Source organism: Janthinobacterium lividum (genome assembly GCF_011601275.1).
Taxonomy (GTDB): domain Bacteria; phylum Pseudomonadota; class Gammaproteobacteria; order Burkholderiales; family Burkholderiaceae_D; genus Janthinobacterium; species Janthinobacterium lividum_E.
Map to the genome: position 1 here is coordinate 510,073 of NZ_JAAOLY010000002.1, position 22,765 is coordinate 532,837.

Genomic DNA, 22,765 nt, shown 5'->3' on the forward strand with positions numbered 1-22,765 from the left:
ATCATCGCCGCTCGCGACGATTTTTAATCATAAGGACCAAGATAATCGAGCTTGCCTACGGCCACGCCATTGTTTCTCAGGATGGCGTGGACCATGGAAACGTGGAAATAGAAGTTCGGCAAGGCAAAGCTGAGCAGGTAGTCATCGCCCGAGAACTTTGTCCCCTCGTCCGTCCAGTTCAGCACGACTTCCTTCTGCGCGCTGCCGGCCATCTGGCCCGCATTCACGCTGTCGATGTAGGCGATGGTGTTGGCGATGCGTTCCTGCAGCTGCTCGAACGACGCTTCATTATCCTCGAACTTCGGCGCCGGCACGCCGCTCAGGCGTTCGACCGACATCTTCGACGTATCGCTGGCGCGCTGCACCTGCGCCGTCAAGTCCAGCATGTCGGGCGCCAGCTGCGCACCGAGCAAAATCTCGGGCACGATGCCATCTTGCTCCACATGCGCCTGGCCCTTTTGCAGCAGGGCCGAGACGACGCGCAAGCCGCGGATGAAGACGGGAATGGTTGCCTGATACATGGACACGGACATGGCTGACTCCTTGAAATTGAACGATGAGCCAGTGTACCCGAGCCGCTGTTTTCCGGCAGCGCGCCCGTGTGCGTCAGCGCACCGAGCGGCCCAGTTGCTCTTGCTCTTACTTGTCCAGGTTGACCTTGCCGTCCGGTAAATGCGCTGGCTGCTCAACGGACTCCTGCGGCTGTACCGGCGCCGGCTGGTCCTTGCGCTTGCCGGTGAAAAACTTGACGATGGCCGCGCCGCCGCCCACCACGGCCAGGAGCAGCACTTTCTTAAAGGCCAGCAGCAGCGCCAGCAGTTTGCCAAACAGGCCCAGCTTGCTGGCCACGCCACCGGCCACCAGCGCCGCCAGGCCGTATTCGGCCACCTTGTCCGTCTTGCTGTCGAAATCCGTGTAGCGGTTACCGTCGGTAAATTCCGTGAACGCCGTCACTTGCTGCATCTCTTTCTTGATCGACTCGATCTGCTGCATGCTGGCGATCGCATTCAGGTTCAGCACGCCTTCGCGGCCCAGCACGCGCACGTTGTAGTTCAGCGAGTGCTCGCCGCCATCGACCATCAAATCCTTGGCCCAGTACAGCTTGTGCGTATCCTTGGCATAGCTGGGTTTTTCCGCCCAGCCCATCAGATGAATGCCGGGATAACCCTGCTTCTTGCGCTCCGCATTGTTTTCCAGCACGGACGCCTGCATATCCTTGAGCAATTCGTCGTACTTGATGCTGTCCGCATCGTCATCCTTGATATGCCCTTCCTTTTCATACGTCACCACCACGCCCCAGCTGTCGCGCTCGAGCACGCTGGTCTTGGCGGGCACGATCATGCCCAGCGATTCCATGCCCGGCGGATTGCCCCAGGCATCGACCAGCACGCGCTCGGCGTCCGTCGGCGACAAATAGCGGAAGTTGGCGGGCAAATCCAGGGTGGCGATGCCGCCCGGCAAAGTGATCTTGCCCCGCTGCAGGTGCAACTGGGCGAGAAATTGCTCGGCCGTCATTTCCGTTGCGGCTGCCTTCTCTTCGGCAGGGGCGGCAGCCGTCAGGCCGGAGAGGGTCAGGCACAGCAAGGCTGTCAGCAGGCATTTCAACATGATCGGTCCAAAAAATTGCAAAGGGTAAATATTTTAAATCAATTGATTGCTTAATGGATAATTATTTCTGTGTGGCATTTTCCATATAAAAAAAGCGCCAGACGGGATATCCCGGCTGGCGCCTGAGGCGATACGATTACTGGATCATCAGGAGACGCGCACCACCATCAGTCCTGCGCGCAAACCCACGCGCACGTCCGGGTTGGGAAACACCACCAGTTCTTCCGCGTGCTGCACCGTGTAGACGTGGTCGCCATCGCTGGCGATCACGGCGTGCTGCGGCAGGGACGTGAAATTCTGCGTGCTGCGATCAAAAGCCATGCGGAATTCATCGCTGTGCTTGATGATTTCCTGCGCCACCTTGAACACGTGCGGCGCTGCCTTGACAGGCTGCGCAGGCAGACCGCGCAGCAAGCCGTCCAGCGCCCGCGACACGTCGTCAAACAGGGACAGATCGTTCTGCCCCAGTGTGCCCACGCGGCCCAGCTCCACCGTGCTGGCGGCCGCGCCGAAATGCTCGGCCGAATAATAGCTGTACGTGCCGGCCGACTGCGGGTTCATGATGATGGCGCCGATGGCGGCCTGGCCCAGCCAATCGATCAGCTGTGCCTTGGCGTCGTCGGCCACCAGGTCCGGCACGATGGCAAACGTGGGGTACACGGACGGCCGGATGGCCGTGTGCAAATCCAGGTGCCAGCGCACGGGACCGGCCGCTTCAAAGAACGCTGTTGTCGCGGCGATCATTTCATCGGCGCGCGCGCTTTCCGCCGCTTGCGCCAGGCTGCCCCTTACGGGGCGGAACATGCGATTGAGGTCAGCGTCAATAAAACGCTTGCCGGCCCGGATCGCATCGACATTGCCCACGCAGACAAGCAGATCGACGGCCAGTGCGGACGCATCGCGCGACAGCGCGTCAAGCAGATGCGCCAGCACTTCGATCGGTCCCGTTTCGTCGCCATGCACGCCCACCGAGACGGCCACGCTGGCGCGGCCCTCACCAGGCTTGACGACTTGCAGCATGCCGGGCGCCGGCAAGGCCACCGTGAAGCCGGCGTCCGAAAACAGCTGGGCCACGCCGCTGAAATCGGCCTGCGCCAGCGCCTGCACTACCGGTGTTACTACCTGGGTTACTTCTTGCGTCATTACACCGCCGCTTCCGCTGGGGTTTTCGCCGTGATTTTATTCACGGCTTCCGACAAGGTCCACACGTCCAGCATGGCTTGCTCCAGTTCCGTCGCCGCCACATAGGCCGACAAACCCAGCGCGCCCGTCACGGCATCGACAGCCTGGCCCGCATTGCCTTGCTCGGCGCGCGCCAGCACCTGCGTCAGCAGACGCTGTTGCGTGCGGCGCAGGGCTTGCTGCGCGTAGTTGCGCAACTGCTCCTGCGACTTGCCTTGCGCGGCCAGCTTCAGGCCACGTTCCAAGGTATCGATGCCCGCCTGGCTGCGCAGGGACAGGCCCACTTGCAGGAAGGCGGCCAGGTCCATCGAAGCAGGACGCGGCACGGACAGGGCCGGGAACAGGAAGCCGGCGACGACTTCCAGCGCATCGACCGCATCCCACGCCTGCACGAAGGCCGGCGTCAAGCCCGGCACCAGCGCCGCTTCCGACTTGATGCCGACGGCTTTGAGCAGCTCGCGCTTCGATTCCGCGCCAAACAGGCGCGTCAGTTCGGCCAGGCCGGCGCCGCGCAATTGCTCGGCCGGCACGGACAGCACGCCGGCGATCATCGTTTGCTGCAGCACGCGCGTTTGCGCATCGACCTTGATCGACACGTCGCGTGGAATCGTCAAGGCATCCGCATCGAGCGCGTCGAACACGGGCGCCAGGTTCAGCGCCACCCATGCCTGGCCCCAGGCCAGGATCACGGCCGACTCGTCCACGCCGTGTTCCGCCGCCAGGTTGCGGATCATCAGCGGGCCGCAGCGGTTGATCACTTCATTGGCGAGCACGGTCGCCAGGATGGCGTTGGCCAGCGGATGATCGAGCGCCGAACGGGTTTCCACCAGCAAGGACGGGAAGTACGGCTTGAGCACCGGCTCGGCCCACGTTTCGCCCGTCAACGGCAAGGCGGACAGGATGCGCTTGAAGCGGTTCTTCACGTTGGCGATCACCACTGCCAGTTCCGGCGTCGTCAAGCCACGACCGTCGCTCTTGCGGCGCGCCAGTTCAGCCACCGACGGCAGCTGCTCCAGCTCGCGCGACAGGGCGCCCTCCTCTTCCAGGCTGGCGATCAGGGCGGCATAGCCATCCTGCACGGCGCTTTCGCTTTGCGCCTGCAATTCGCGCACCAGCAAATGCGTCTGCTGCGTGTTGTCGCGCAAGACCAGGCGCTCGACGTCGTCCGTCATCGCATACAGCTCGCGGTTGCGTTCTTCTTCCGTCAGCTTGCCCGCGTTGACTTCCACATCCAGCCAGATTTTCACGTTCACTTCATGGTCCGAGCAATCCACGCCAGCCGAGTTGTCGATCGCATCGGTGAAGATGCGGCCACCGGCCAGCGCGAATTCGATACGGCCCGCCTGCGTCGCGCCCAGATTGCCCCCTTCGGCCACGACCTTCACGCGCAGCTCATTGCCGCTGACGCGGATATGGTCGTTGGCGCGGTCCTTCACCTGTGCGTGCGTTTCCGTCGACGCCTTGATGTAGGTACCGATGCCGCCGTTGTAGAACAGGTCCACGGGCGACTTCAGGATGCGGTGCATCAGTTCTTCCGGCGGCAGCGAAGTTTCCGCGATATCGAGCGCGGCGCGGATTTGCGGCGACAGTTCGATCGTGCGGGCGGAGCGCGGATACACGCCGCCGCCGGCCGAGATCAAGTCCTTGTTGTAGTCGTCCCACGAGGAGCGCGGCAAGGCGAACAGGCGCGCGCGTTCCTCGAACGAGACGGCGACGTCCGGCGTCGGGTCGAGGAAGATGTGGCGGTGGTCGAACGCGGCCACCAGTTTCAACTGGCGCGACAGCAATACGCCATTGCCGAACACGTCACCCGACATGTCGCCCACGCCGACCATGGTGATCGGGGTGGTATTGAGGTCGTGGTCCATTTCATAGAAGTGGCGCTTCACGGCTTCGAACGCGCCCTTGGCGGTGATGCCCAGTTTCTTGTGGTCGTAGCCGTTCGAGCCGCCCGAAGCGAACGCGTCGCCGAGCCAGAAACCGCGCTGCACGGCGATGCCGTTGGCGATGTCCGAGAACGTGGCCGTACCCTTGTCGGCGGCCACCACCAGATACGGGTCGGCGTCGTCGAAGCAGACGGTATCGACTGGCGGAACGATATTGCCCAGCGAACGGTTGTCCGTCACTTCCAGCAGGCTGGAAATGAACAGGCGGTAGACGGCTTCGCCTTCGGCCGCGATGGTTTCACGCACGGCGTCCTTCGGCATCATCTTGCAGACAAAACCGCCCTTCGCGCCGGCCGGCACGATGACGGCGTTCTTGACCATCTGCGCTTTCACCAGACCCAGGACTTCCGTGCGGTAGTCTTCCATGCGGTCGGACCAGCGCAAGCCGCCACGGGCGACAGGGCCGCCGCGCAGGTGCACGCCTTCGAAGCGGCGCGAGAAGACGAAAATCTCGCGGTAAGGACGCGGTTCCGGCACCAGCGCCAGGCTGCTGGTGTCGAACTTGAAGATGATCTTGTCGCCTTGTTGATTGTTCTGGAAGTAGCTGGTGCGCAGGGTGGCGGCCATCAGGTCGGCCAGCGCGCCGAGGATTTCCTCGGTATCGGCGTGGTTCACGGAGGGCAGGCCGGCCTTGATGGCGGCGATGCTTTCCAGGGCTTGCGCATGCTGCGCGTCGGACAGCGAAGGATCGAAGCGCTGCAGGAAGGCCTCGACCAGGGCTTTGACCTGGGCCGGCTGCTTGCGCAGGCTTTCGGCGATATAGCGCACCGAGAAGCGGCTGCCCGTCTGGCGCCAGTAGCTGGTGTAGGCGCGCACCAGTTGCACTTCGCGCGTCGACAGGCCGCCTTCGATAACGAGGCCATTCAGGCGGCCATCTTCAGCCGTGTCGTTGAACAGGGAAGCAAACAACTCCTGCGCGACGGCGACGACGGACGGCTGCGCCAGTTTCGCCGCGCTGGCGGCATCGACCGTCAGGCTGGTGACGAAATAGCGCGTGCCGTCGGCCAGCGAAACGGAATACGCCTGTTCGCGGTCGATGGCCACGCCCGCATTGTGCAGTGCCGGCAGGATGGTCGACAGCGGCGGCACCTTGTTGGCCGAATACAGGCGAATCGTGGTGACGTCGCCCGTCTCGATGCGCACGGCGACGTGCGATGGATCCGTATTGCGCAGGATGGTGTCGAGGTCGCGGAAGGCGACGGCCGGCGCCGTGGCGGCCACGTAATCGAGCGGTAACGTGGCGCACAGTTTGCGCAGGCTGGTGCGCAGGGCCACGTCGGGCACGGCGTCGGCCACGGCGGCAAAGCCGTTATGCCAGCCATCGAGCACGCTCAGCAGCGGCTGTTCGATGTCCGTTTCCAGGTCCAGCGGGTAGCGCGCGGCGTGGGCGATCAGGTAGACGCGCGCCAGGGGGCCGTCGGCCACCAGGGTTTGCATGCTCACGTGCGTGGCGCCGGAACTGGCTTGCAGGGCTTTTGCCAGGCTCGATGCGACGCTGGCGCTGTAACGCTCGCGCGGCAGGTAGACCAGCACGTTCAGGTGGCGCGCGTACACGTCGCGGCGCGCGAAGACTTTGGTGCGCGGCTGCTTGTACAGCGAAACGACGGAACCGCACACTTGCGCCAGCCAGTCGAGGTCCGCTTCCAGCGCTTCCGTGCGTGGCAGCGATTCGAGGATTTCGCGGAATTTCTCGGCACGGAAGCCTTGCTGGCGCACGCCGGCCAGGCTCAGTACCTTGGCCACGCGGCCGCGCGCAAACGGCAGCGCCGCCAGCGGAGTGGAATTGCCGGCACGGGTGAACAGGCCGACGAAGCAATGCTCGCCCAGGATCGCGCCTTGCGCATCCATGTCGCGCACGCCGATGAAGTCCAGCTGCTGGTCGCGGTGCAAAGTACCCGCCACGTCGGCCTTGACGATGGACAGCGCCGAGTCGCGCTTGGCCAGGGTGTCGAAGTCGCCCGGAATATTCGCCAAGCAGGTGCCGTAGACTGGGTGCGCCGTATCCTGCAGCACGCCGACACGGCTAGGAATGTCGCGTTCCAGTTCGCGCACGCCCGGCTTGACGCGGTAGTAGGCGTAACCGAATACTTCAAAGCCGCCGCTGCGGGCCCACTCCAGGAAGGCGGCCACTTCCGCGCCTTCTTCGCCATGCTGCGATGCAGCCGTGGCGACGGCGGCCAGGCGCTCGCTCATGGCGGCGGCATCGCGGCGCACGATGGCGGCGTCGCGCGCGACCGTCTCCAGGGCGGCGACCAGCGCGGCCAGGGCTTCCGGCGCCAGCTCTTCGTCGAGCAGCACCAGCACATACGATTCGAGCGGGTCGCCCGGCTGGCGCACCGCTTCGACGCTGCCGTCAGCGGCGCGGCGCACGGGCAGCACGGTATTCATCACGCCGCGCACGGCCAGGTGCTGGCGGCGCATGGCCATGACGATGGAGTCGACCAGGTAAGGCATGTCTTCGTTCAGGATCAGCAAGGCGCTCGCCATGCCGCCACGGCCATCCGCATAACGCAGGGTGGCGATCTGGCAGCCGTTGCCGGTGCGCTTGGCCGCTTGCGTGAAGCCCTCGACCAGCACGGGTGCCAGGCTGTCGGGCGCGATATCGGCCAGGTCTTCGGCGTCGAGCGAGTCGAGCCAGGCCTGCACCAGCTGCACGACAGGCGCTGCCGCCTTGCCTGCCTTGTCAGCCGCGTTAATCAGCTCCAGCGTTTGTGTACGCAAATCTTGTGGCGTGTGATTCATCTTGCATCTCCATTACGGTAATGTGAATGTCCAACGCTGTCGTTCGGGCTTGTGGCTGGGCGGCAGCGGTGTCAAGAGACGGGGGTCGCCCGTCCAATTCTGTCTGTGCTACGGATAGTTGTCTCGGATTTTCTGTGTATTTTTCTATCGCCTACAAGTCGTACAATCCAGGTAAGTTGAGGATGATCGTCAATTCTTCAAGCGCCGCATGCACTTCCAGCGCCAGCTGCGGGTCGGCCAGGTCGCCCGGCTCCAGGTGGTCGCGGTAGTGTTTTTCCACCCACTGCACCAGCCGATGGTACAGCGTTTCCGTCATGACCACGCCCTGGTGCATGGCGCGCGCCTCGGTTTCCGTCAGGGCCACGCGCAAACGCAGGCAGGCGGGCCCGCCGCCGTTGCGCATGCTCTGGCGCAGGTCGAAATGTATCAGTTCGTCGATCGGTCCACCGCTGGCCACCAGGCCTTCCAGGTAGCGCGACACGGCGCGGTTTTCCTGGCATTCCTGCGGTATCACCAGCGCCATCTTGCCGCCTTCTTTCGTCAGCAGCTGGCTGTTGAACAGATAGCTGGTCACCGCATCCTGGATCGGCACCTGGCCCGTGTCCACGCGCAGCGCGTCCAGTTGCGCGCCCGTGGCGGCGACGGCGCGGCGCAGCTGCGACAGGCTTGCTTCTTCATCGGCAAACGCCTGCTCGTGATAGAACAGCACATTGCCGTTGCCGACGGCGATGACGTCGTTATGGAACACGCCCTGGTCGATCACGTCCGGGTTCTGCTGCACGTACACGGTGCGCTTCGCGTCCAGGCCATGCAGGCGCGCCACGGCTTGCGACGCTTCCAGGGTCTGGCGCGCCGGGTATCGCTTCGGCGACGGCGTCGATGGATCGAACTCCACCCGACCATACACGAACAATTCAACGGATGGCGCGCCGTGGCTCGCGCCCAGGCGCGTGTGGTTGGCCGCGCCCTCGTCGCCAAAGGCCGGTGTCGACGGCAGCGCGTCATGCACGGCGAAGTGCTTGTCGTCGCCAAAAATGGCGCGCAGGCTGCGCGCCGACTGCGCGTGCTCGAAGGCGCGGTGCAGCTTGCTATTCAGGTTGGCGGCCGTGAAATGCACACGGCCATCCTGCGTGTCCGCCGACGGGCTGACCGTGGCCGCATTCGCCGTCCACATGGGCGATGCGGAATACGCGCAGGCCAGGATGACGGGCGACTCCTGGTAGGCGCGCGCCAGCACGTCGGCGTCCGTGCCCGTGAAACCGATGGAACGCAGCAGGCGGAAATTGGGCCGGTCCTGCGGCGGCAGCAAGGCTTGCGCAAAGCCGCGCGCGGCCAGCGCGCGCATCTTGGCCAGACCCTGCAAGGCGGCCTGCTTCGGATTCGAGGCGCTTTTCACATTGCTGAACGAGGCCACGTTGCCGAACGAGAGTCCGGCATAGTTATGCGATGGCCCGACCAGGCCGTCAAAATTGTATTCGCGCGTGCTGTGCATGGGATTTCCTTAAAAATTCAGGCCGGGCGACAGCTTGGCCGGCATTTCCAGCGCACTGTTCTCGATCGAGGCGACCGGATAGGCGCAGTAATCGGCCGCGTAATAGGCGCTCGGACGGTGGTTGCCCGACTTGCCGATGCCGCCGAACGGCGCCGTGCTGGCCGCGCCCGTCGTCGGACGATTCCAGTTGATGATGCCGGCGCGCGCGCGTACCTGGAAGGTTTGCCACAGAGCCGGATCGTCGGACAACAGCGCTGCTGCCAGGCCGAACTCCGTGGCGTTGGCGACCTTCAGGGCCGCGTCGAAATCGGCCACGCGTATCACTTGCAGCAGTGGGCCGAACCATTCTTCGTCGGGGATGCCAACAGCAGCGGTGACGTCAACGATGCCGGCCGTGACAAAGCCCGCCTCGGGATTCAACTGGCGCATCTGCAGCAAGGTGGTGCCGCCCTTGGCGACCATGTCCGCCTGCGCCTGCACCAGGCGCGCGGCCACGGCGCTCGACACGACAGGGCCCATGAATGGCTGCGGCTGGGCGTCGGACGCGCCGATGCCCAGTTTCGCGGCCACTTCCACCAGGCGCGCAACGAAGGCGGCACCAAAGGCGTTATCCTGCACCACCAGGCGGCGCGCGCAGGTGCAGCGCTGGCCGGCCGAGACAAAGGCGGAGAAGATCGCGTGGTGCACGGCCGCGTCGACATCCTTCACATCCCACACGACCAGGGCGTTGTTGCCGCCCATTTCCAGCGCCAGCATCTTGCCCGGCTGGCCGCCGAACTGGCGGTGCAGGCTGATGCCCGTCTGGCAGGAACCCGTAAACAATACGCCGTCGAGGTGTGGATTGGCGCCCAGGGCCACGCCCGTGTCGCGTCCACCGTTGACGAGGTTGACGACGCCATTCGGCAAGCCCGCCTGCTGCCACAGCTGCACGGTTTTGATGGCCGTGCGCGGTGCATATTCGCTGGGTTTGAAGACGATGGTGTTACCGGCGATCAGGGCCGGCACGATGTGGCCGTTGGGCAGGTGGCCGGGGAAATTATATGGACCGAAGACGCCGAACACTCCATGCGGACGGTGGCGCAGCACGGCGTCGCCATCGGCGATCCTGCTTTGCGTGACGCCCGTGCGCGCGTTGTACGACTGCACCGAGATATCGATCTTGTTGGCCATGGTGGCCACTTCCGTGCGCGACTCCCACAACGGCTTGCCCACTTCTTCCGAGATCAGCAGCGCCAGCGCTTCCGCATGTTCCTTCAGCAGTTCGCGAAAGCGCACGCAGATGGCGATGCGCTCTTCGACGGGCGTCTCGGCCCATGCTTCAAAGGCGGCGCGGGCGGCCTGGCAGGCCTGTTCGACTTCGTTCTCTGTCGCTTCCAGGCTGGCCCAGGTCTGCTTGCCGTTCGACGGATCGATGGTGAGCAGTTCACGGCCCGTGCCTGGCAACCAGGCGCCGTTGATGAAGTTCGATGCTGCGGTAGATGGATTCAATACGTTAGACATGGGAATGCTTCCTCGGGTTGAGTGACAAGGTGCGCACGGTGTCGCCGTGATGGCAGCGCAGCAGATGCAGTTCATCGTCGTCGAGCGCGATCTTGCCGCTGTGCGGATTGGCGCTGGTAACGATCATGCGGAAATCTTTCAGATCGGTGTTCGACACCAGGTAAGGCTCGGCCTGGGCCGTGTCACCGCACACTTCCGGCGCAGGCACTGGCACAGTCGCGGCGTCGAGCACGGCCGGCATGCTGTCGCGCATGGCGCGCAGTTCGGAGACGCGCGCCTGCAGCACGGGACCGGCGTCGAAAATGTCGACATAGCCTTCGAAGTGCAAGCCTTCCTGTTCCAGCAGGCGGCGCGCGGGCGCCGTGCTCAGATGCACCTTGCCGATGACTTCCTGCGCTTCGTCGGGCAGGTAGGCCACGTACATGGGCTGGCGCGGCATCAGTTCGGCGATGAAGGATTTTTTACCGAGGCTCGTCAAGTCGTCGACGTGGTGGAAATCCATCTTGAAGAAATGGCGGCCCAGGCCTTCATAAAACGGCGAGCTGCCGTCCGGCGCCTGGTAGCCGCGCATTTCGGCGATCAGCTTTTCCGTGAACAGTTGCGGGAACTGGGCGATGAAGAGGAAACGGCTTTTCGACAGCAGCTTGCCGTTGTTGCCGCTGCGGTAATCGGGGTGCAAAAACAGCGAGCACAGTTCCGTGCTGCCCGTCAGGTCATTCGACAGGTACAGGGTTTCCATGCGCGTAAACACATCGAGCTCGCGGCTGGAATGGACCAGGGTGCCAATGCGGTAGTTATAGAACGGTTCGTCCAGACCCACGGCGCCCTTGATGGCGCACACGCCGGCCAGGCGGCCCGTGTCGGTATCCTCCATGACGAACATGTAGTCGCGCTTTTCGGGCGGGATGGTTTCGGCGAACGAAGCGCAGGCGATGGCCAGGCGGTCGCCCAGCATTTTCATATCCGGCTTGAGGGTGGTCATGCCGGTGCCGACCTGGCTGGCCAGGCCATACAGGGCATCGAGGTCATTGGCGTTGATGGCGCGTACTACTAGCATAAAATTAACTCCCTTAGATACGCACGCAAATGACGCTATCGCCTTCGGCCACGGCCAGCGCTTCGAGCAAGTCTGCCGGCAAGCCGATGGTGTCCTGCGCTTCGAGCGCATCGCACGTGAAGGTGACGGCGCGGAAATTGCGCTCGGCGCCGGAAGCGACCGCATAGTGCACTTTCAGGCCCGTGCGGCTGGGGGTGACGCCCGCGACGACGCGGCGCGTGAGCGAACCCGTAAACGAGCGCAGCGCATGCTTGTGCGCCTGCAGGATCGGGCCGCCATCGAAGATGTCGATGTAGTCGTCGGCTTCAAAGCCTTCTTCCGTCAGCAGATTGAAAGCCAGTTCGCCGCTCGGGTGGATCTGGCCCATGGCCGCCTGCGCATCGCCGGGCAGCAGCGGCACGTACACAGGGTAGTGCGGCATCAGTTCGACGATCAGCGTGCGGTTGCGCGCCCCGCCGATGACTTTTTCGGCATCGAGGAAATCCATCTGGAAGAACTTGCGGCCCAACGCATCCCAGAATGGCGACTGACCATCGGCGTCCGTGATGCCGGCCAGCGGCACGAAGAAGCGGTCGCCGAAGCGGTGCGGCGCCAGCACGGCGAACAGAAGCCGCGCGCGCGACAGCAAGGCCGCTTCCAGGCCCGCCTGCTCCATGTTGCGCACATAGAAGCCGGACAGCTGCGAGTACGCCGTCAACTCGGAACACAGGGTCAGCGCATGCACGCTGTGGCTGATGTTCAGGTCGCGCGAGACTTGCTGGATGACGTCGTTGCGGAAGGAAAAATAGGTGCCGTTCGAGCCGGCCGAGGCGAAGATGGCGGCCGTACCGGCAATGCTCTTGTCGAGCAGGGATTCAAGCACGAAGAGATACGACTCTTCGCTGGGGATGTCGACATGGGCGGCAAACGAGGCGATGGAGCGCTCGACGGAGGCGGCGATTTTTTCGCGCGTCTTCGGCAGGGTATGGACACCCGGCATGGTGACTGCGGCCAGCGCTTCGAGGGCTGCAATATCCGCAATTTCTACCGGACGGACAACATACATGGGTACTCCTTCAATGCTGACGATACTTGGGCTGAATACCCGGGTAGAACCAAGCCGGCCCGCAGCAAAGCGGCGGGCCGGTGATCAAACAGGGAGCGGAGCTAGCTTCAGGCTTTCAGCATGCCGTCGATGGCGGCGCGCAGCAGACGGCCCGCTTCGGCGATCTGCTCGTCCGAGACGATCAGGGCCGGCGCCAGGCGCACCACGTCCATGCCGGCGATCAGCACCATCAAGCCTTGCGCTTCGGCCGCTTTCTGGATGTCCTTCGCGCGGCCTTTGTAGGCATCGGTGACGACCAGGCCCAGCAGCAAACCGCTGCCGCGCACGATGGAGAACACTTGCGAGTAATCAGTGATCAAGCCTTGCAGCATGGCGATGGTGTTGACGCTCGCTTCTTTCACACGCGCCAGGAATGCCGGCGTGTTGATCGTGTCCAGCACGGTCAGGGCCACGGTGGCGGCCAGCGGGTTGCCGCCGTAGGTGGTGCCGTGGGTGCCGACGGCCAAGGTTTGCGCCAGTTCATTCGTGGTCAGCATGGCGCCGATTGGATAACCATTGCCCAGCGCCTTGGCGGCCGTCAGGATGTCCGGCGTGACGCCGTAGCCCATGTAGGCGAACAAGGCGCCTGTGCGACCCATGCCACACTGGACTTCGTCGAAAATCAGGAGGGCGCCCGTCTTGTCGCACAGGGCACGCAGCTCCTTGAGGAACTCCGGATTGCCCGGCACCACGCCGCCTTCGCCTTGTACCGGCTCGACGATCACGGCGCACACGTCATCGCCGATGGCGGCGCGCGCCGCTTCGATGTCGTTGTAGGCGATGTGGTCGATCTCTTGCGGCAGCGGCTCGAAACCTTCCGTGTACTTGGCCTGGCCGCCGACGGAGACGGTAAACAGGGTGCGGCCGTGGAAGGAGCTGAAGCACGAGATGATGCGCGACTTGTGCGCGCCGAACTTGGTGTGGGCGTACTTGCGCGCCAGTTTCAGGGCCGCTTCGTTGGCTTCCGCGCCCGAGTTGCAGAAGAAGGCGCGGTCGGCGAAGGTCGCTTCCGTCAGGGCCAGCGCCAGGCGCAGCACAGGCTCATTGGTGTAGCCGTTGCCCAAATGCCACAAATTATTGATTTGCTTGGTCAGCACGTCAACCAGGGCCGGATGGCAGTGGCCCAGGCTGTTGACGGCGATGCCGGAGGTGAAATCGAGGTAATGCTTGCCTGACTGGTCCCACAGGTCCAGACCGGAACCGCGCACGGGCACCATGGCTGCAGGGGCGTAGGTAGGAACGAGGACCTGGTCAAAGGTTTCCCGGGTGACTGGACGAGCCGTTACGGTCGAATCAAGCTTGGCATTCATAGCATTTCCCCATCAATATGTTAGGTACTCCGCAGCTACGACAGCTACGTGTGTACTGCATTATAAAAAGCGGGATGCTAAAACTCTTTTGAATCTGCGACAAGGATTTTCACAATTCATCACAGCCGGGCTTGCTTTAATCAAACAGGCGGCATCAGCTTTCTTTGCCGCTCTTCGCGGGGCGTATTGCCAAACAGGGTGCCAAAGGCCGTGGAAAAGTGCGAGCCGGAGGAAAAGCCGCACATCAGGCCAACTTGCACGATGGAATAATGTGTATCGAGCAATAGTTGCCGTGAGCGTTGCAGGCGCAGCTCCAGGTAGTAGCGCGACGGCAAGCTGCCCAGGTATTGCTTGAACAGCCGCTCGAGCTGGCGCCGCGACAAGCCCACCAGGCTGGCGATGTCGTCCGTCGACAGCGGTTCCTCGATATTGGCTTCCATCAAGGTCACCGCCTCGGAAAGCTTGGGCTGCAGCACGCCGAAACGCGCCTGCAGGGCCACCCTCTGGCGCTCTTCCTTGCCGCGCACCTTGTCCACGCACAGCGCTTCCTTGACGAGCGCCTGCACGTCGGCGCCAAAGATGGTCTCGATCAGGGTCAGCGAAAAATCGATGCTGGCCGCGCCGCCGCAGCAGGTGATGTGCGGGCCATCGATGTCGAACAAATGCGGCGTCAGGATGGCCCGTTCCGCCTTCGCTTCCGCATCCGCGTACAGGGCCCACGGCAAGGCGATGCGCACGCCATCCATGACGCCCGCGCCGGCCAGCCACAGCACGGCCGCGCCCACGCCGCCCCAGAATGGCGCCGAGCGGCAGCGCTCGATCACGGCCCGGCACAGCTCGGCGCGCAGCGGCGCCTGCGTCTCGTCGGCCACCAGCAGCGCGATATGCCAGTTGCCGCCCTGCGCGGCCACCTGTTCCGGCGTGCGCACGTCCAGTTGCAGGGCCTCCGGCCCCAGCGCCCGCGCGCACAGGCGCAGCGGCTGCACCAGGCCGGCCCAGGTAATCGACTCGGCGTCGCCGGCATGCACCAGCAGTAAACGCAGCGGTTTGTCGAGGCCGATACGGGAAAGATTAGCGAAGGACATCGGCGAGGCGGGCCAGGGGCAAGGGCTGAGTTGCCCACATGATACCGGACTTCCGCACCATTCAGCCCCTCATGCAAGGGCGCATCCAGGCGCGGCGGAAAAAAGCGGAGCGGAAGGATATAATCACCACCATGGGTGAACGATATTTAAAAAGTATCCGGCTGCTGGCCGAATGCATGCAAGGCTTCGAGCGGTTTTCTAGCGACTTCGTGCGCCAGTACGGCTTGACGCATGCGCAATTCGACATCATCGCCACGCTCGGCAACACCCGCGGCATGTCCTACAAGGAACTGGGCCAGAAAACCCTGATTACCAAGGGGACTTTGACGGGCGTGGTGGACCGGCTGGAACAAAAGGGGCTGGTGATACGCGAACGTTGTCCGCGCGACAAGCGTTCCTATTACGTGCGCCTGAGCTGCGAGGGCGAACAGGTGTTTCATGATGTGTTCCCCAAGCTGACAAAGCAGGGCCAGCGCCTGTTCGACGGCTATACAGAAGACGATTTCATGCGGCTGGAAACCACCCTGGCGGGCTTGAAACACGTCATCGCCAACGGCCACGGCTGACTATTCACCAAGCACAGACATTCAAACAAGACAAAGGAAACCAAGTTGAAAACCTCACTGCTCGAAGGCAAAAAGCCTGCTCATTTCGATAAACACATCATCGGCAACCTGCTGCTCAACGCCAGCACGCCGGAATTGGTGCGCCAGGAAAAACTGATCATCGGCGTGCGCAACGAAGACGGTGAAATCTACCGCCTGATCGGCGCCACCAAGCACAACAGCTTCATGAACGCCGTCGAGGAACTGTTCGACCTGGGCTTGACGGATGAGCTGGAAGACAGCGATGAGCTGGTCGAAGGCTGCGATGCGATATTTAGCGAAGCAGACTGATAACGCTCGCAAGATCCAAAAAGGGCATGCCGCTGATCCAGCGGCATGCCTTTTTCCGTTTATGGGGCTTTGCTTGCCTTTTGCCAGGCTGTTTGCGAAAAGATCATGCTTAAAAAGTTCCGTACGGAAATATTGCGAGTATAATTTTTTCAATGAACAGACTCGACGCCTTTAAAAGCATCGCCGCACAAGCCGCTCGTGGCGAGCTGACCTTTCCTGCCAATGTGGACGCTTCGCTCAAGCTGCAAGAGGCGCTGGCCGATCCCGACTGCCATATCGAGGCCGCCGCCAAGCTGGTGCAGGCTGACCCGCTGCTGGCGGCGCGCACGGTGGCCATCGCCAATTCCGTGGCGTTCAACCGTTCCGGCAACGAAATCACCAGCGTGCGCAACGCCGTGCAGCGGCTCGGCGTGCGTACCTTGCAATCGGTGGTGGCATCGCTGATCGTGCGCCAGCTGGGCAGCACCATCACCGATCCCGTGCTGCAAGCGAAGGCCAACCAGCTGTGGGAGCATACGGCCCACGTGGCGGCCCTGTCGCAGGTACTGGCCCGCCGCGTCACCAAGGTGGACCCCGATACGGCCCTGTTTGCCGGCATCATGCATGAAGTGGGCGGCTTTTATCTGCTGTCGCGCGCAGCCGAATTTCCCGGCATCCTCGACGGTGAACCGGAGGACTGGGTCGAACATGGCGAACAGGCCATCGGCCATGGCGTCCTGACCAAACTGAAAGTGCCGGAAGCGGTGATGGGCGCCATCGACGCTCTGTGGGAAGGCTTGCGCGCCATCCCGCCCGAATCGCTGGGCGACACCCTGCTGCTGGCAAATGACCTGGCGCCCGTCTCGTCGCCGCTCAACGAAAGCCCGGCCGCCATCGCCGTGCGAGCCGCCCGCGCCGCGCGCAGCATCGATTGCCTGATCGGCGACGATGCGACCTTGTCGAGCATCATGGAAGAATCGGACGATGAAGTGCAGTCGCTGCTGAAGGTGCTCGTGCACTAAGCTGCCTGCCGCGCCGGATACAGGCACTCACTATCAGCAGCAGGCGCCAGGAATTCCAAACAAAAAAAACCCGCTCGAAAGCGGGTAAAGTCCAAAGCTAGGGATGTCCTGAAAGAGACAGCCCTATCTTATGCGCTGCGCCGCGCCGGCTCCGTGCGCTGGCTCACTTAGCGCGCAGATTATCCCGGCAACAGTTCAACGTCCGTTTCCTGCCAGGCGCGCAGCTGCCGCACGCGGACAAACCACGCCTGGATGTGCTGGTACTGCGCCAGCGGCAGCCGCACGGCCTCGCTGTACATCAGCGGCGCGGCCACGGCGAACTCGGCCAGGGTCAAGGCATCGCCGCAGAGCCACTCACGCTGCGCCAGGTGCGCGTCCAGCACCACGGCGCAGGCATGCAGTTCATGCTCGCCGCGCGCCTCTTCCAGCGGGTCCGCCGGACCATTGCCCGTCATGCCTTTCCAGGCGCGCTCCCAGGCCAGCACGCTGATGGCGGGCGCAAAGTGCTGCGCGGCCCAGAACAGCCAGCGGTTGACGTCGGCGCGCGCTTGCGGCGCCTGCGGGTAAATCGTCTGGCCCGGCACCTGCTCGGCCAGGTATTGCATGATGGCGCACGATTCCCACAGCAGGAAATCGCCATCGGCCAGCACGGGCAGTTTGCCGTTCGGGTTCAGTTCGAGCAGGCGGCGGCGGTCGTCCGCATTCATCAGGTCGACTTCGGCCAGCTCCAGCCGCAAGCCGAGGTGGATCGCCGTCATCAGCGTACGGCGGGCATTCGAAGACATGGGGTGGTGGTACAGGCGCATGATAGATGGCTCCGGTGAGTGAAGAAGCCACCATCGTAGTCGCCGTCACTGACAGTTTTTGTCAGGAGCGAATGTCACGATTCCGGGTCAATCTCGTGCGCCTTGCGCCAGGCATCGAGCAACACATGGCGCCGCGTGGGATAGCGCTCCGCATGCTGCAGCACCTCGGCGATACGGTCGATGCGGAAATGCCGGTAATCGCCGCGCAGCTCGCACCAGGCGGCCAGCAGGCGCTTGCCTTCGAAAAAAGCCAGGGCGAACGGCCACACCGTGCGCGATGTGGCGCTGCCATGCTCATCCTGATAGGCGAGCGTGAGCTTCTGTTCGTAGCGGATCGCCTCGCGCACGGGCTGCACGTAACGGTCGGCCGGCTGCGTGCCATCGGCGGGACGCCCAAGCGGCACCCACAAGCTGGTCTCGGCCATGCTGTCGCGCAAGTCGCGCGGCGAAGCGGCCGCGATCTTGGCCAGGGCATTGCTGGCCGCCTGCGCCAGGCCCGCATCGCCTTGCCGGCGCACCCAGCGCGCGCCCAGCACCAGCGCTTCCAGTTCATCGGGACCGAACATCAGCGGCGGCAGGAAGGCGCCGCGGCGCAGCACATAGCCGATGCCGGCCTCGCCCTGCAGGGGCGCGCCCAGTTCGGCCAGGGTCTGGATATCGCGGTAAATCGTGCGCTCGGATACCCCCAGCTGCTGCGCCAGCTGGGCCGCCGTGACGGGTACGCGCTTGGCGCGCATGGCGTCCATCAGCAGGAATAAACGGCCGCTGCGGCTCATGGACAGCCCTGCAAGGCCTGGTCGCCCATGACGAGGGCCGACAGGGCCGGCACGTACACATAGCCACCGGGCGCCAGGCGCGCCGTGCGCGCGCCCTCGTCCACGCCGGCGATGCCGTAGCAGCGCTGCAGGCGGGCGGCGGCCGGCCACCAGTAGACGGCCGCCTCCTGGTCGGGAAAGCGCTGGCGCACGCTATCGGCCTGCGCCGCCACTTGCCGGAATTCGCGGTAAAAGGCGGCGGCGATGCCCAGCTCCGCGGCAAACGCCGCTTCCTGCGCCGCAGTCTCTGCCAACTGGGCCGCCAGCGCCACCGTTTCGCTGTCCAGGTCCTCGGCCGCCACCCCGGCGTCAACCAGGCTGCGCCGCATCTGCACCCGGTCCATCCGCGCGCGCAGGAAAGCCGATTCCTGCAGCGCCAGCACGGCGTCCCCGGGTATGCTCTTGCGCAGCGCAGCGGGGAAAACGTACAGGGCGCAGCTGCCCGCGCACACCGTGTCGATGGCGATGTCGAGCCGCAGCTGGCGCACCAGGCGTGCCAGCTGCATCGCCGCCTGCGGGTCGCCTGCGTCGCTATTGACGCGCAACAGCGCGGTGCCCGGCGTGGCCAACAGCCGCAGCTTGTCCACGTCGCCCTCGGCAATCGGGCCGCGCATGGCGATGCTGCCGGTATCGACACGGCTGAAATCGGCGGCGCCCGCGCATGCCGTCACGCCCGCCATCAGACCTACCCATAAAAAACGCTTCATCGTCATCCACCACAAAAAAAAACGACCACCGCAAACGGTGATCGTTCTTTCATTCAAGCTGCAAAAAACCCTGCGCTTACACCACGGCGCCGTCGGTTTCGTCTTTTTCCTTGACCGGCTTGATCAAGTCTTCGCGCTTGACGCCCAGCCACATGGCGATCGAGGCCGCGACGAACACGGACGAGTAAATACCGAAGCAGATACCGATGGTCAGCGCCAGTGCGAAGTGGTGCAGGGTCTGGCCGCCGAAGACCAGCATCGACAGCACCATCATCTGGGTCGAGCCGTGGGTGATGATGGTACGCGAAATGGTGCTGGTGATCGCGCTGTCGATCACTTCATGCACGGTTGCCTTGCGCTGCTTGCGGAAGTTTTCGCGGATACGGTCAAAGATCACCACCGATTCGTTGACGGAATAGCCAAGCACCGCCAGGATCGCCGCCAGTACCGTCAGCGAGAATTCCCACTGGAAGAAGGCGAAGAAGCCCAGGATGATCACCACGTCATGCAAGTTGGCGATAATGGCCGAGACGGCGTATTTCCACTCGAAGCGGATGGCCAGGTAGATCATCACGCCCAGAATCACCATCACCAGCGCGTTCAAGCCATTCTGCGCCAGTTCCTCGCCCACTTGCGGGCCGACGAATTCGACTTTCTGCAGCACGACCGCTTCGCTGCCGGCAGCGTCCACGCACGCGCTCTTGATGACGTGTTCACCCTTTTCGGTGACGGTATCGATGCCCTTGGTCGTGCCTTGCTCGGCCTTGCACAAGGCTTCGAACACGCGCTGCGACGTGTTCGCGGCGCTGACGCCATTTTCCACCGGCAGGCGGATCATCACGTCGCGCGCCGTATCGAAGCTGGTCACGCCAGGCTCTTCATAGCCCATCTTAATCAGGGTGCCGCGTATGCCTTCAAGATTGGCTGCCTTCGGGTATTTCACCTCCATCAAGGTGCCGCCCTTGAATTCGACGGACAGGTGCAAGCCCTTGTGCACCAGGAAGAAGACGGCGGCAAGGAAGGTCACGGCCGAAATCACGTTGAAAATCAACGCATGGCGCATGAAGGGAATATCTTTTTTGATCCGGAAAAATTCCATGAAATCCTCTGAGTTCTATTCTGTGCGTCCGGCGGCTGTGCCACCGGACGCGATCGCTGTTGTCGCTATGGAGTGAGTCTGGGACGCCGCTTACTTGCTGGTGCCCGGCACCCACACCGTGCCGATCGACAAGGTCGTCAGCTTTTTCTTGCGGCCATACCAGAGGTTGACCACGCCGCGCGAGACGAACACGGAGGAGAACATCGAGGTCAGAATACCCAGGCAATGCACAACAGCGAAGCCGCGCACAGGGCCGCTGCCGAAGGCCAGCAGCGCCAGGCCGACGATCAGGGTGGTCACGTTCGAGTCGAGAATCGTGGCCCAGGCGCGGTCGAAGCCGGCGGCGATCGCCGCTTGCGGCGTATTGCCGGCGCGCAGCTCCTCGCGGATACGTTCATTGATCAGCACGTTGGCGTCAATCGCCATACCCAGCGCCAGCGCGATAGCGGCGATACCGGGCAAGGTCAACGTCACCTGAATCATCGACAGCAAGGCGATCAGCAACAGCAGGTTGGCCGCCAGGGCCAGCACGCTGAAGGCGCCGAACAGCATGTAGTAGGCGATCATGAAGATGGCGATGGCGATGAAGCCGTACAAGGTCGAGTGGAAGCCCTTGGCGATGTTTTCCGCGCCCAGTTGCGGTCCGATCGTGCGTTCCTCGATGACGGTCATCGGTGCGGACAAGGCGCCCGAGCGCAGCAGCAGCGCCAGTTCATTCGCGTTTTCCGCGCCGCCCATGCCGGTGATCTGGAAGCGCGAACCGAGTTCCTGCTGAATGGTCGCAACCGACAGCACTTCCGGCTTGCCCTTTTCAAACAGCACGATGGCCATGCGCTTGCCCACGCGTTCGCGCGTCGCTTCGCGCATCTTGCGGCCGCCGTCGCCGTTCAGGTCGATCGATACGGCCGCCTGCTGGTTCTGGTCGAAGCTGGCCGTGGCGCTGGAAATATAGTCGCCCGTCAGGATCACGTCTTTCGCCAGCACGACAGGTACGCCCTTGCCGACGGTGAACAGTTCCGAGTTGAACGGGATGGCGCTCGACAGTTCGGTGCCAGGCACGATGGTTTCATCGACCAGGCGCACTTCCAGCGTCGCCGTGCGGCCGATGATGGCTTTCGCGCGGGCCACGTCCTGCACGCCAGGCAATTGCACCACGATGCGGTCAGGACCTTGCTGCTGGATCAGCGGCTCGGCCACTCCCAGCTCGTTGACGCGCTTGGACAGGGTGGAGATATTCTGTTTCACGCCTTCATCGATGGTTGCCTTCAGGGCGGCCGGCTTCAAGGTGATGTTCAGTTTCAAATCGCTGCCTTCGCCCGCATCGGCAAACGCCAGTTCCGTCATCTGGTCGGACAGGACATTTTTTGCCTTCAGGCGCGTTTCCGCATCGCGGAAGTTGATCTGGACGCTATCGCCCACACGCTCGATGCCGGCATGGCGGATATTCTTGTCGCGCAACACGCTACGCGCGGCGGACTGGACGCCCTGGACTTTCTTGTTCAGTACGGCTTTCGCATCGACCTGCATCAGGAAGTGCACGCCACCGCGCAAGTCCAGGCCTAGGAACATGGGCAAGGCATGCAATTTTTGCATCCACACTGGCGTATTGGCTTGCAGATTGACCGTCACGATGTACGCGGGATCGGTGGTATCGGGATTGAGATCCTTTTCCAGCACCAGTTTCGCCTTGAACTGGGTATCGGGATCGGCGAAACGCACGCGCACGGAGGCGAGGTTGCCGGCACCGTCCATGGTGACACCTTCCGACTTGACGTTCTCTTTCGTCAATATTTGCTCGACTTGCGTCATCAGCTCGCCCGTCACTTTGACGGTCGACTTGCCGCTGGTTACTTGCAGCGCCGGTGACTCACCGAAATAGTTGGGCGCCGTATAGAGTGCGCCCAGCAATAAGGCGACGACGATGATGATGTATTTCCAGGCAGGGTAGCGATTCATATTGATTCAGCGTTCAGTGTTGAGCGTCGGAGGCGTCGCGAGGGGCGGCGGGTAGCCGCCCCGTTAATCATTGCCGAGGCAATGACAGCGAGGAATTACAGCGCCTTCAGGGTGCCTTTAGGCAGCAAGGTGGTAATGGAGCTCTTTTGCACCGTGATTTCGGTGCCGGCCGCCACTTCGATGGTGACGTAAGCGTCCACTACCTTGACAACACGGCCCAGCATGCCGCCGGCGGTGACGACTTCGTCACCCTTGGCCAGCGCGTCCATCATCGCCCGTTGTTCTTTGGCGCGTTTTTGCTGTGGACGGATCATCAGGAAATACATGACCACGAACATCAATACCAGCGGCAGGAAGCTGGTCAGGTTGCCGCCGAGGCCCAGGGCTTCGGTTGGGGCTTGCGCATAAGCGTTGGAAATGAAAAACACGGTGACTCCAGTTCTAATCAGTTTGAAAAAATAGCGCTGTATTCTAGCATT

Annotated in this window: 19 protein-coding genes; 3 read left to right on the plus strand and 16 right to left on the minus strand. The window is 63.1% G+C overall.

Annotated elements, in window-relative coordinates; all coding sequences use genetic code 11:
- Positions 1–23: 23 nt before the first annotated feature.
- The 10 genes from GYK42_RS05075 to GYK42_RS05120 all read right to left on the minus strand — a co-directional run bounded on the left by GYK42_RS05075 (position 24) and on the right by GYK42_RS05120 (position 15,006).
- Entirely contained in the window at positions 24–533 is a 510-nt protein-coding gene (locus tag GYK42_RS05075) for a DUF1993 domain-containing protein (RefSeq protein ID WP_166446568.1), read from the minus strand.
- A gap of 106 nt (positions 534–639) precedes the next feature.
- Positions 640–1,608 (minus strand): DUF2167 domain-containing protein, encoded by a 969-nt coding sequence (locus GYK42_RS05080; RefSeq protein ID WP_166446569.1) that lies wholly within the window; start codon positions 1,606–1,608, stop codon positions 640–642.
- Between the two features lie 147 nt (positions 1,609–1,755).
- A complete protein-coding gene (locus tag GYK42_RS05085; protein ID WP_166446570.1) occupies positions 1,756–2,751 on the minus strand; it encodes a succinylglutamate desuccinylase in 996 nt (331 codons plus the stop codon).
- Positions 2,751–7,478: an NAD-glutamate dehydrogenase domain-containing protein gene (locus GYK42_RS05090; RefSeq protein ID WP_166446571.1), complete on the minus strand. Its 4,728-nt coding sequence runs from the start codon at positions 7,476–7,478 to the stop codon at positions 2,751–2,753. The genes GYK42_RS05085 and GYK42_RS05090 overlap by 1 nt, the downstream gene beginning before the upstream one ends.
- Positions 7,479–7,629: 151 nt before the next feature.
- A complete protein-coding gene (gene astB, locus GYK42_RS05095) occupies positions 7,630–8,970 on the minus strand; it encodes an N-succinylarginine dihydrolase (protein WP_166446572.1) in 1,341 nt (446 codons plus the stop codon).
- A 9-nt stretch (positions 8,971–8,979) separates the two neighbouring features.
- Complete coding sequence (gene astD / locus GYK42_RS05100) at positions 8,980–10,470, minus strand: succinylglutamate-semialdehyde dehydrogenase (protein WP_166446573.1); 1,491 nt, start codon at positions 10,468–10,470, stop codon at positions 8,980–8,982.
- A complete protein-coding gene (astA, locus tag GYK42_RS05105; protein WP_166446574.1) occupies positions 10,463–11,527 on the minus strand; it encodes an arginine N-succinyltransferase in 1,065 nt (354 codons plus the stop codon). Before astA ends, astD begins: the two co-directional genes overlap by 8 nt.
- 13 nt (positions 11,528–11,540) lie before the next feature.
- On the minus strand, positions 11,541–12,572 hold the full coding sequence (locus GYK42_RS05110) for an arginine N-succinyltransferase (RefSeq protein WP_166446575.1): 1,032 nt from the start codon (positions 12,570–12,572) through the stop codon (positions 11,541–11,543).
- A gap of 107 nt (positions 12,573–12,679) precedes the next feature.
- Positions 12,680–13,921, minus strand: coding sequence for an acetylornithine/succinylornithine family transaminase (gene astC / locus GYK42_RS05115; protein ID WP_166446576.1), 1,242 nt, complete (start codon positions 13,919–13,921; stop codon positions 12,680–12,682).
- Between the two features lie 140 nt (positions 13,922–14,061).
- A complete protein-coding gene (locus tag GYK42_RS05120) occupies positions 14,062–15,006 on the minus strand; it encodes a GlxA family transcriptional regulator (protein ID WP_166446577.1) in 945 nt (314 codons plus the stop codon).
- 131 nt (positions 15,007–15,137) lie between these two features.
- On the opposite strand from GYK42_RS05120, the gene GYK42_RS05125 reads away from it, so the two are divergent.
- From GYK42_RS05125 to GYK42_RS05135, 3 genes are all read left to right on the plus strand, one after another.
- Positions 15,138–15,572 carry a MarR family winged helix-turn-helix transcriptional regulator gene (locus GYK42_RS05125; protein ID WP_046684677.1) on the plus strand — a complete coding sequence of 145 codons (435 nt, stop codon included), beginning with the start codon at positions 15,138–15,140 and terminating at the stop codon, positions 15,570–15,572.
- Between the two features lie 45 nt (positions 15,573–15,617).
- Positions 15,618–15,902, plus strand: coding sequence for a hypothetical protein (locus GYK42_RS05130; protein ID WP_034745526.1), 285 nt, complete (start codon positions 15,618–15,620; stop codon positions 15,900–15,902).
- A gap of 152 nt (positions 15,903–16,054) precedes the next feature.
- Positions 16,055–16,903 carry an HDOD domain-containing protein gene (locus GYK42_RS05135; RefSeq protein WP_046684532.1) on the plus strand — a complete coding sequence of 283 codons (849 nt, stop codon included), beginning with the start codon at positions 16,055–16,057 and terminating at the stop codon, positions 16,901–16,903.
- A gap of 179 nt (positions 16,904–17,082) precedes the next feature.
- Here the strand turns inward: GYK42_RS05135 and GYK42_RS05140 are convergent, their stop codons facing one another.
- From GYK42_RS05140 to yajC, 6 genes are all read right to left on the minus strand, one after another.
- Positions 17,083–17,709 (minus strand): glutathione S-transferase family protein, encoded by a 627-nt coding sequence (locus GYK42_RS05140; protein WP_166446578.1) that lies wholly within the window; start codon positions 17,707–17,709, stop codon positions 17,083–17,085.
- A gap of 74 nt (positions 17,710–17,783) precedes the next feature.
- Positions 17,784–18,485, minus strand: coding sequence for a helix-turn-helix transcriptional regulator (locus GYK42_RS05145; protein ID WP_046684534.1), 702 nt, complete (start codon positions 18,483–18,485; stop codon positions 17,784–17,786).
- Positions 18,482–19,231: a hypothetical protein gene (locus tag GYK42_RS05150; RefSeq protein WP_166446579.1), complete on the minus strand. Its 750-nt coding sequence runs from the start codon at positions 19,229–19,231 to the stop codon at positions 18,482–18,484. The genes GYK42_RS05145 and GYK42_RS05150 overlap by 4 nt, the downstream gene beginning before the upstream one ends.
- Positions 19,232–19,307: 76 nt before the next feature.
- A complete protein-coding gene (gene secF, locus GYK42_RS05155) occupies positions 19,308–20,330 on the minus strand; it encodes a protein translocase subunit SecF (RefSeq protein ID WP_166446580.1) in 1,023 nt (340 codons plus the stop codon).
- A gap of 90 nt (positions 20,331–20,420) precedes the next feature.
- The gene (gene secD, locus GYK42_RS05160) at positions 20,421–22,286 is read right to left on the minus strand and encodes a protein translocase subunit SecD (protein WP_166446581.1); all 1,866 of its coding nucleotides are present in this window, start codon (positions 22,284–22,286) and stop codon (positions 20,421–20,423) included.
- A 95-nt stretch (positions 22,287–22,381) separates the two neighbouring features.
- Complete coding sequence (gene yajC / locus GYK42_RS05165; RefSeq protein ID WP_035822846.1) at positions 22,382–22,714, minus strand: preprotein translocase subunit YajC; 333 nt, start codon at positions 22,712–22,714, stop codon at positions 22,382–22,384.
- Positions 22,715–22,765 lie beyond the last annotated feature (51 nt).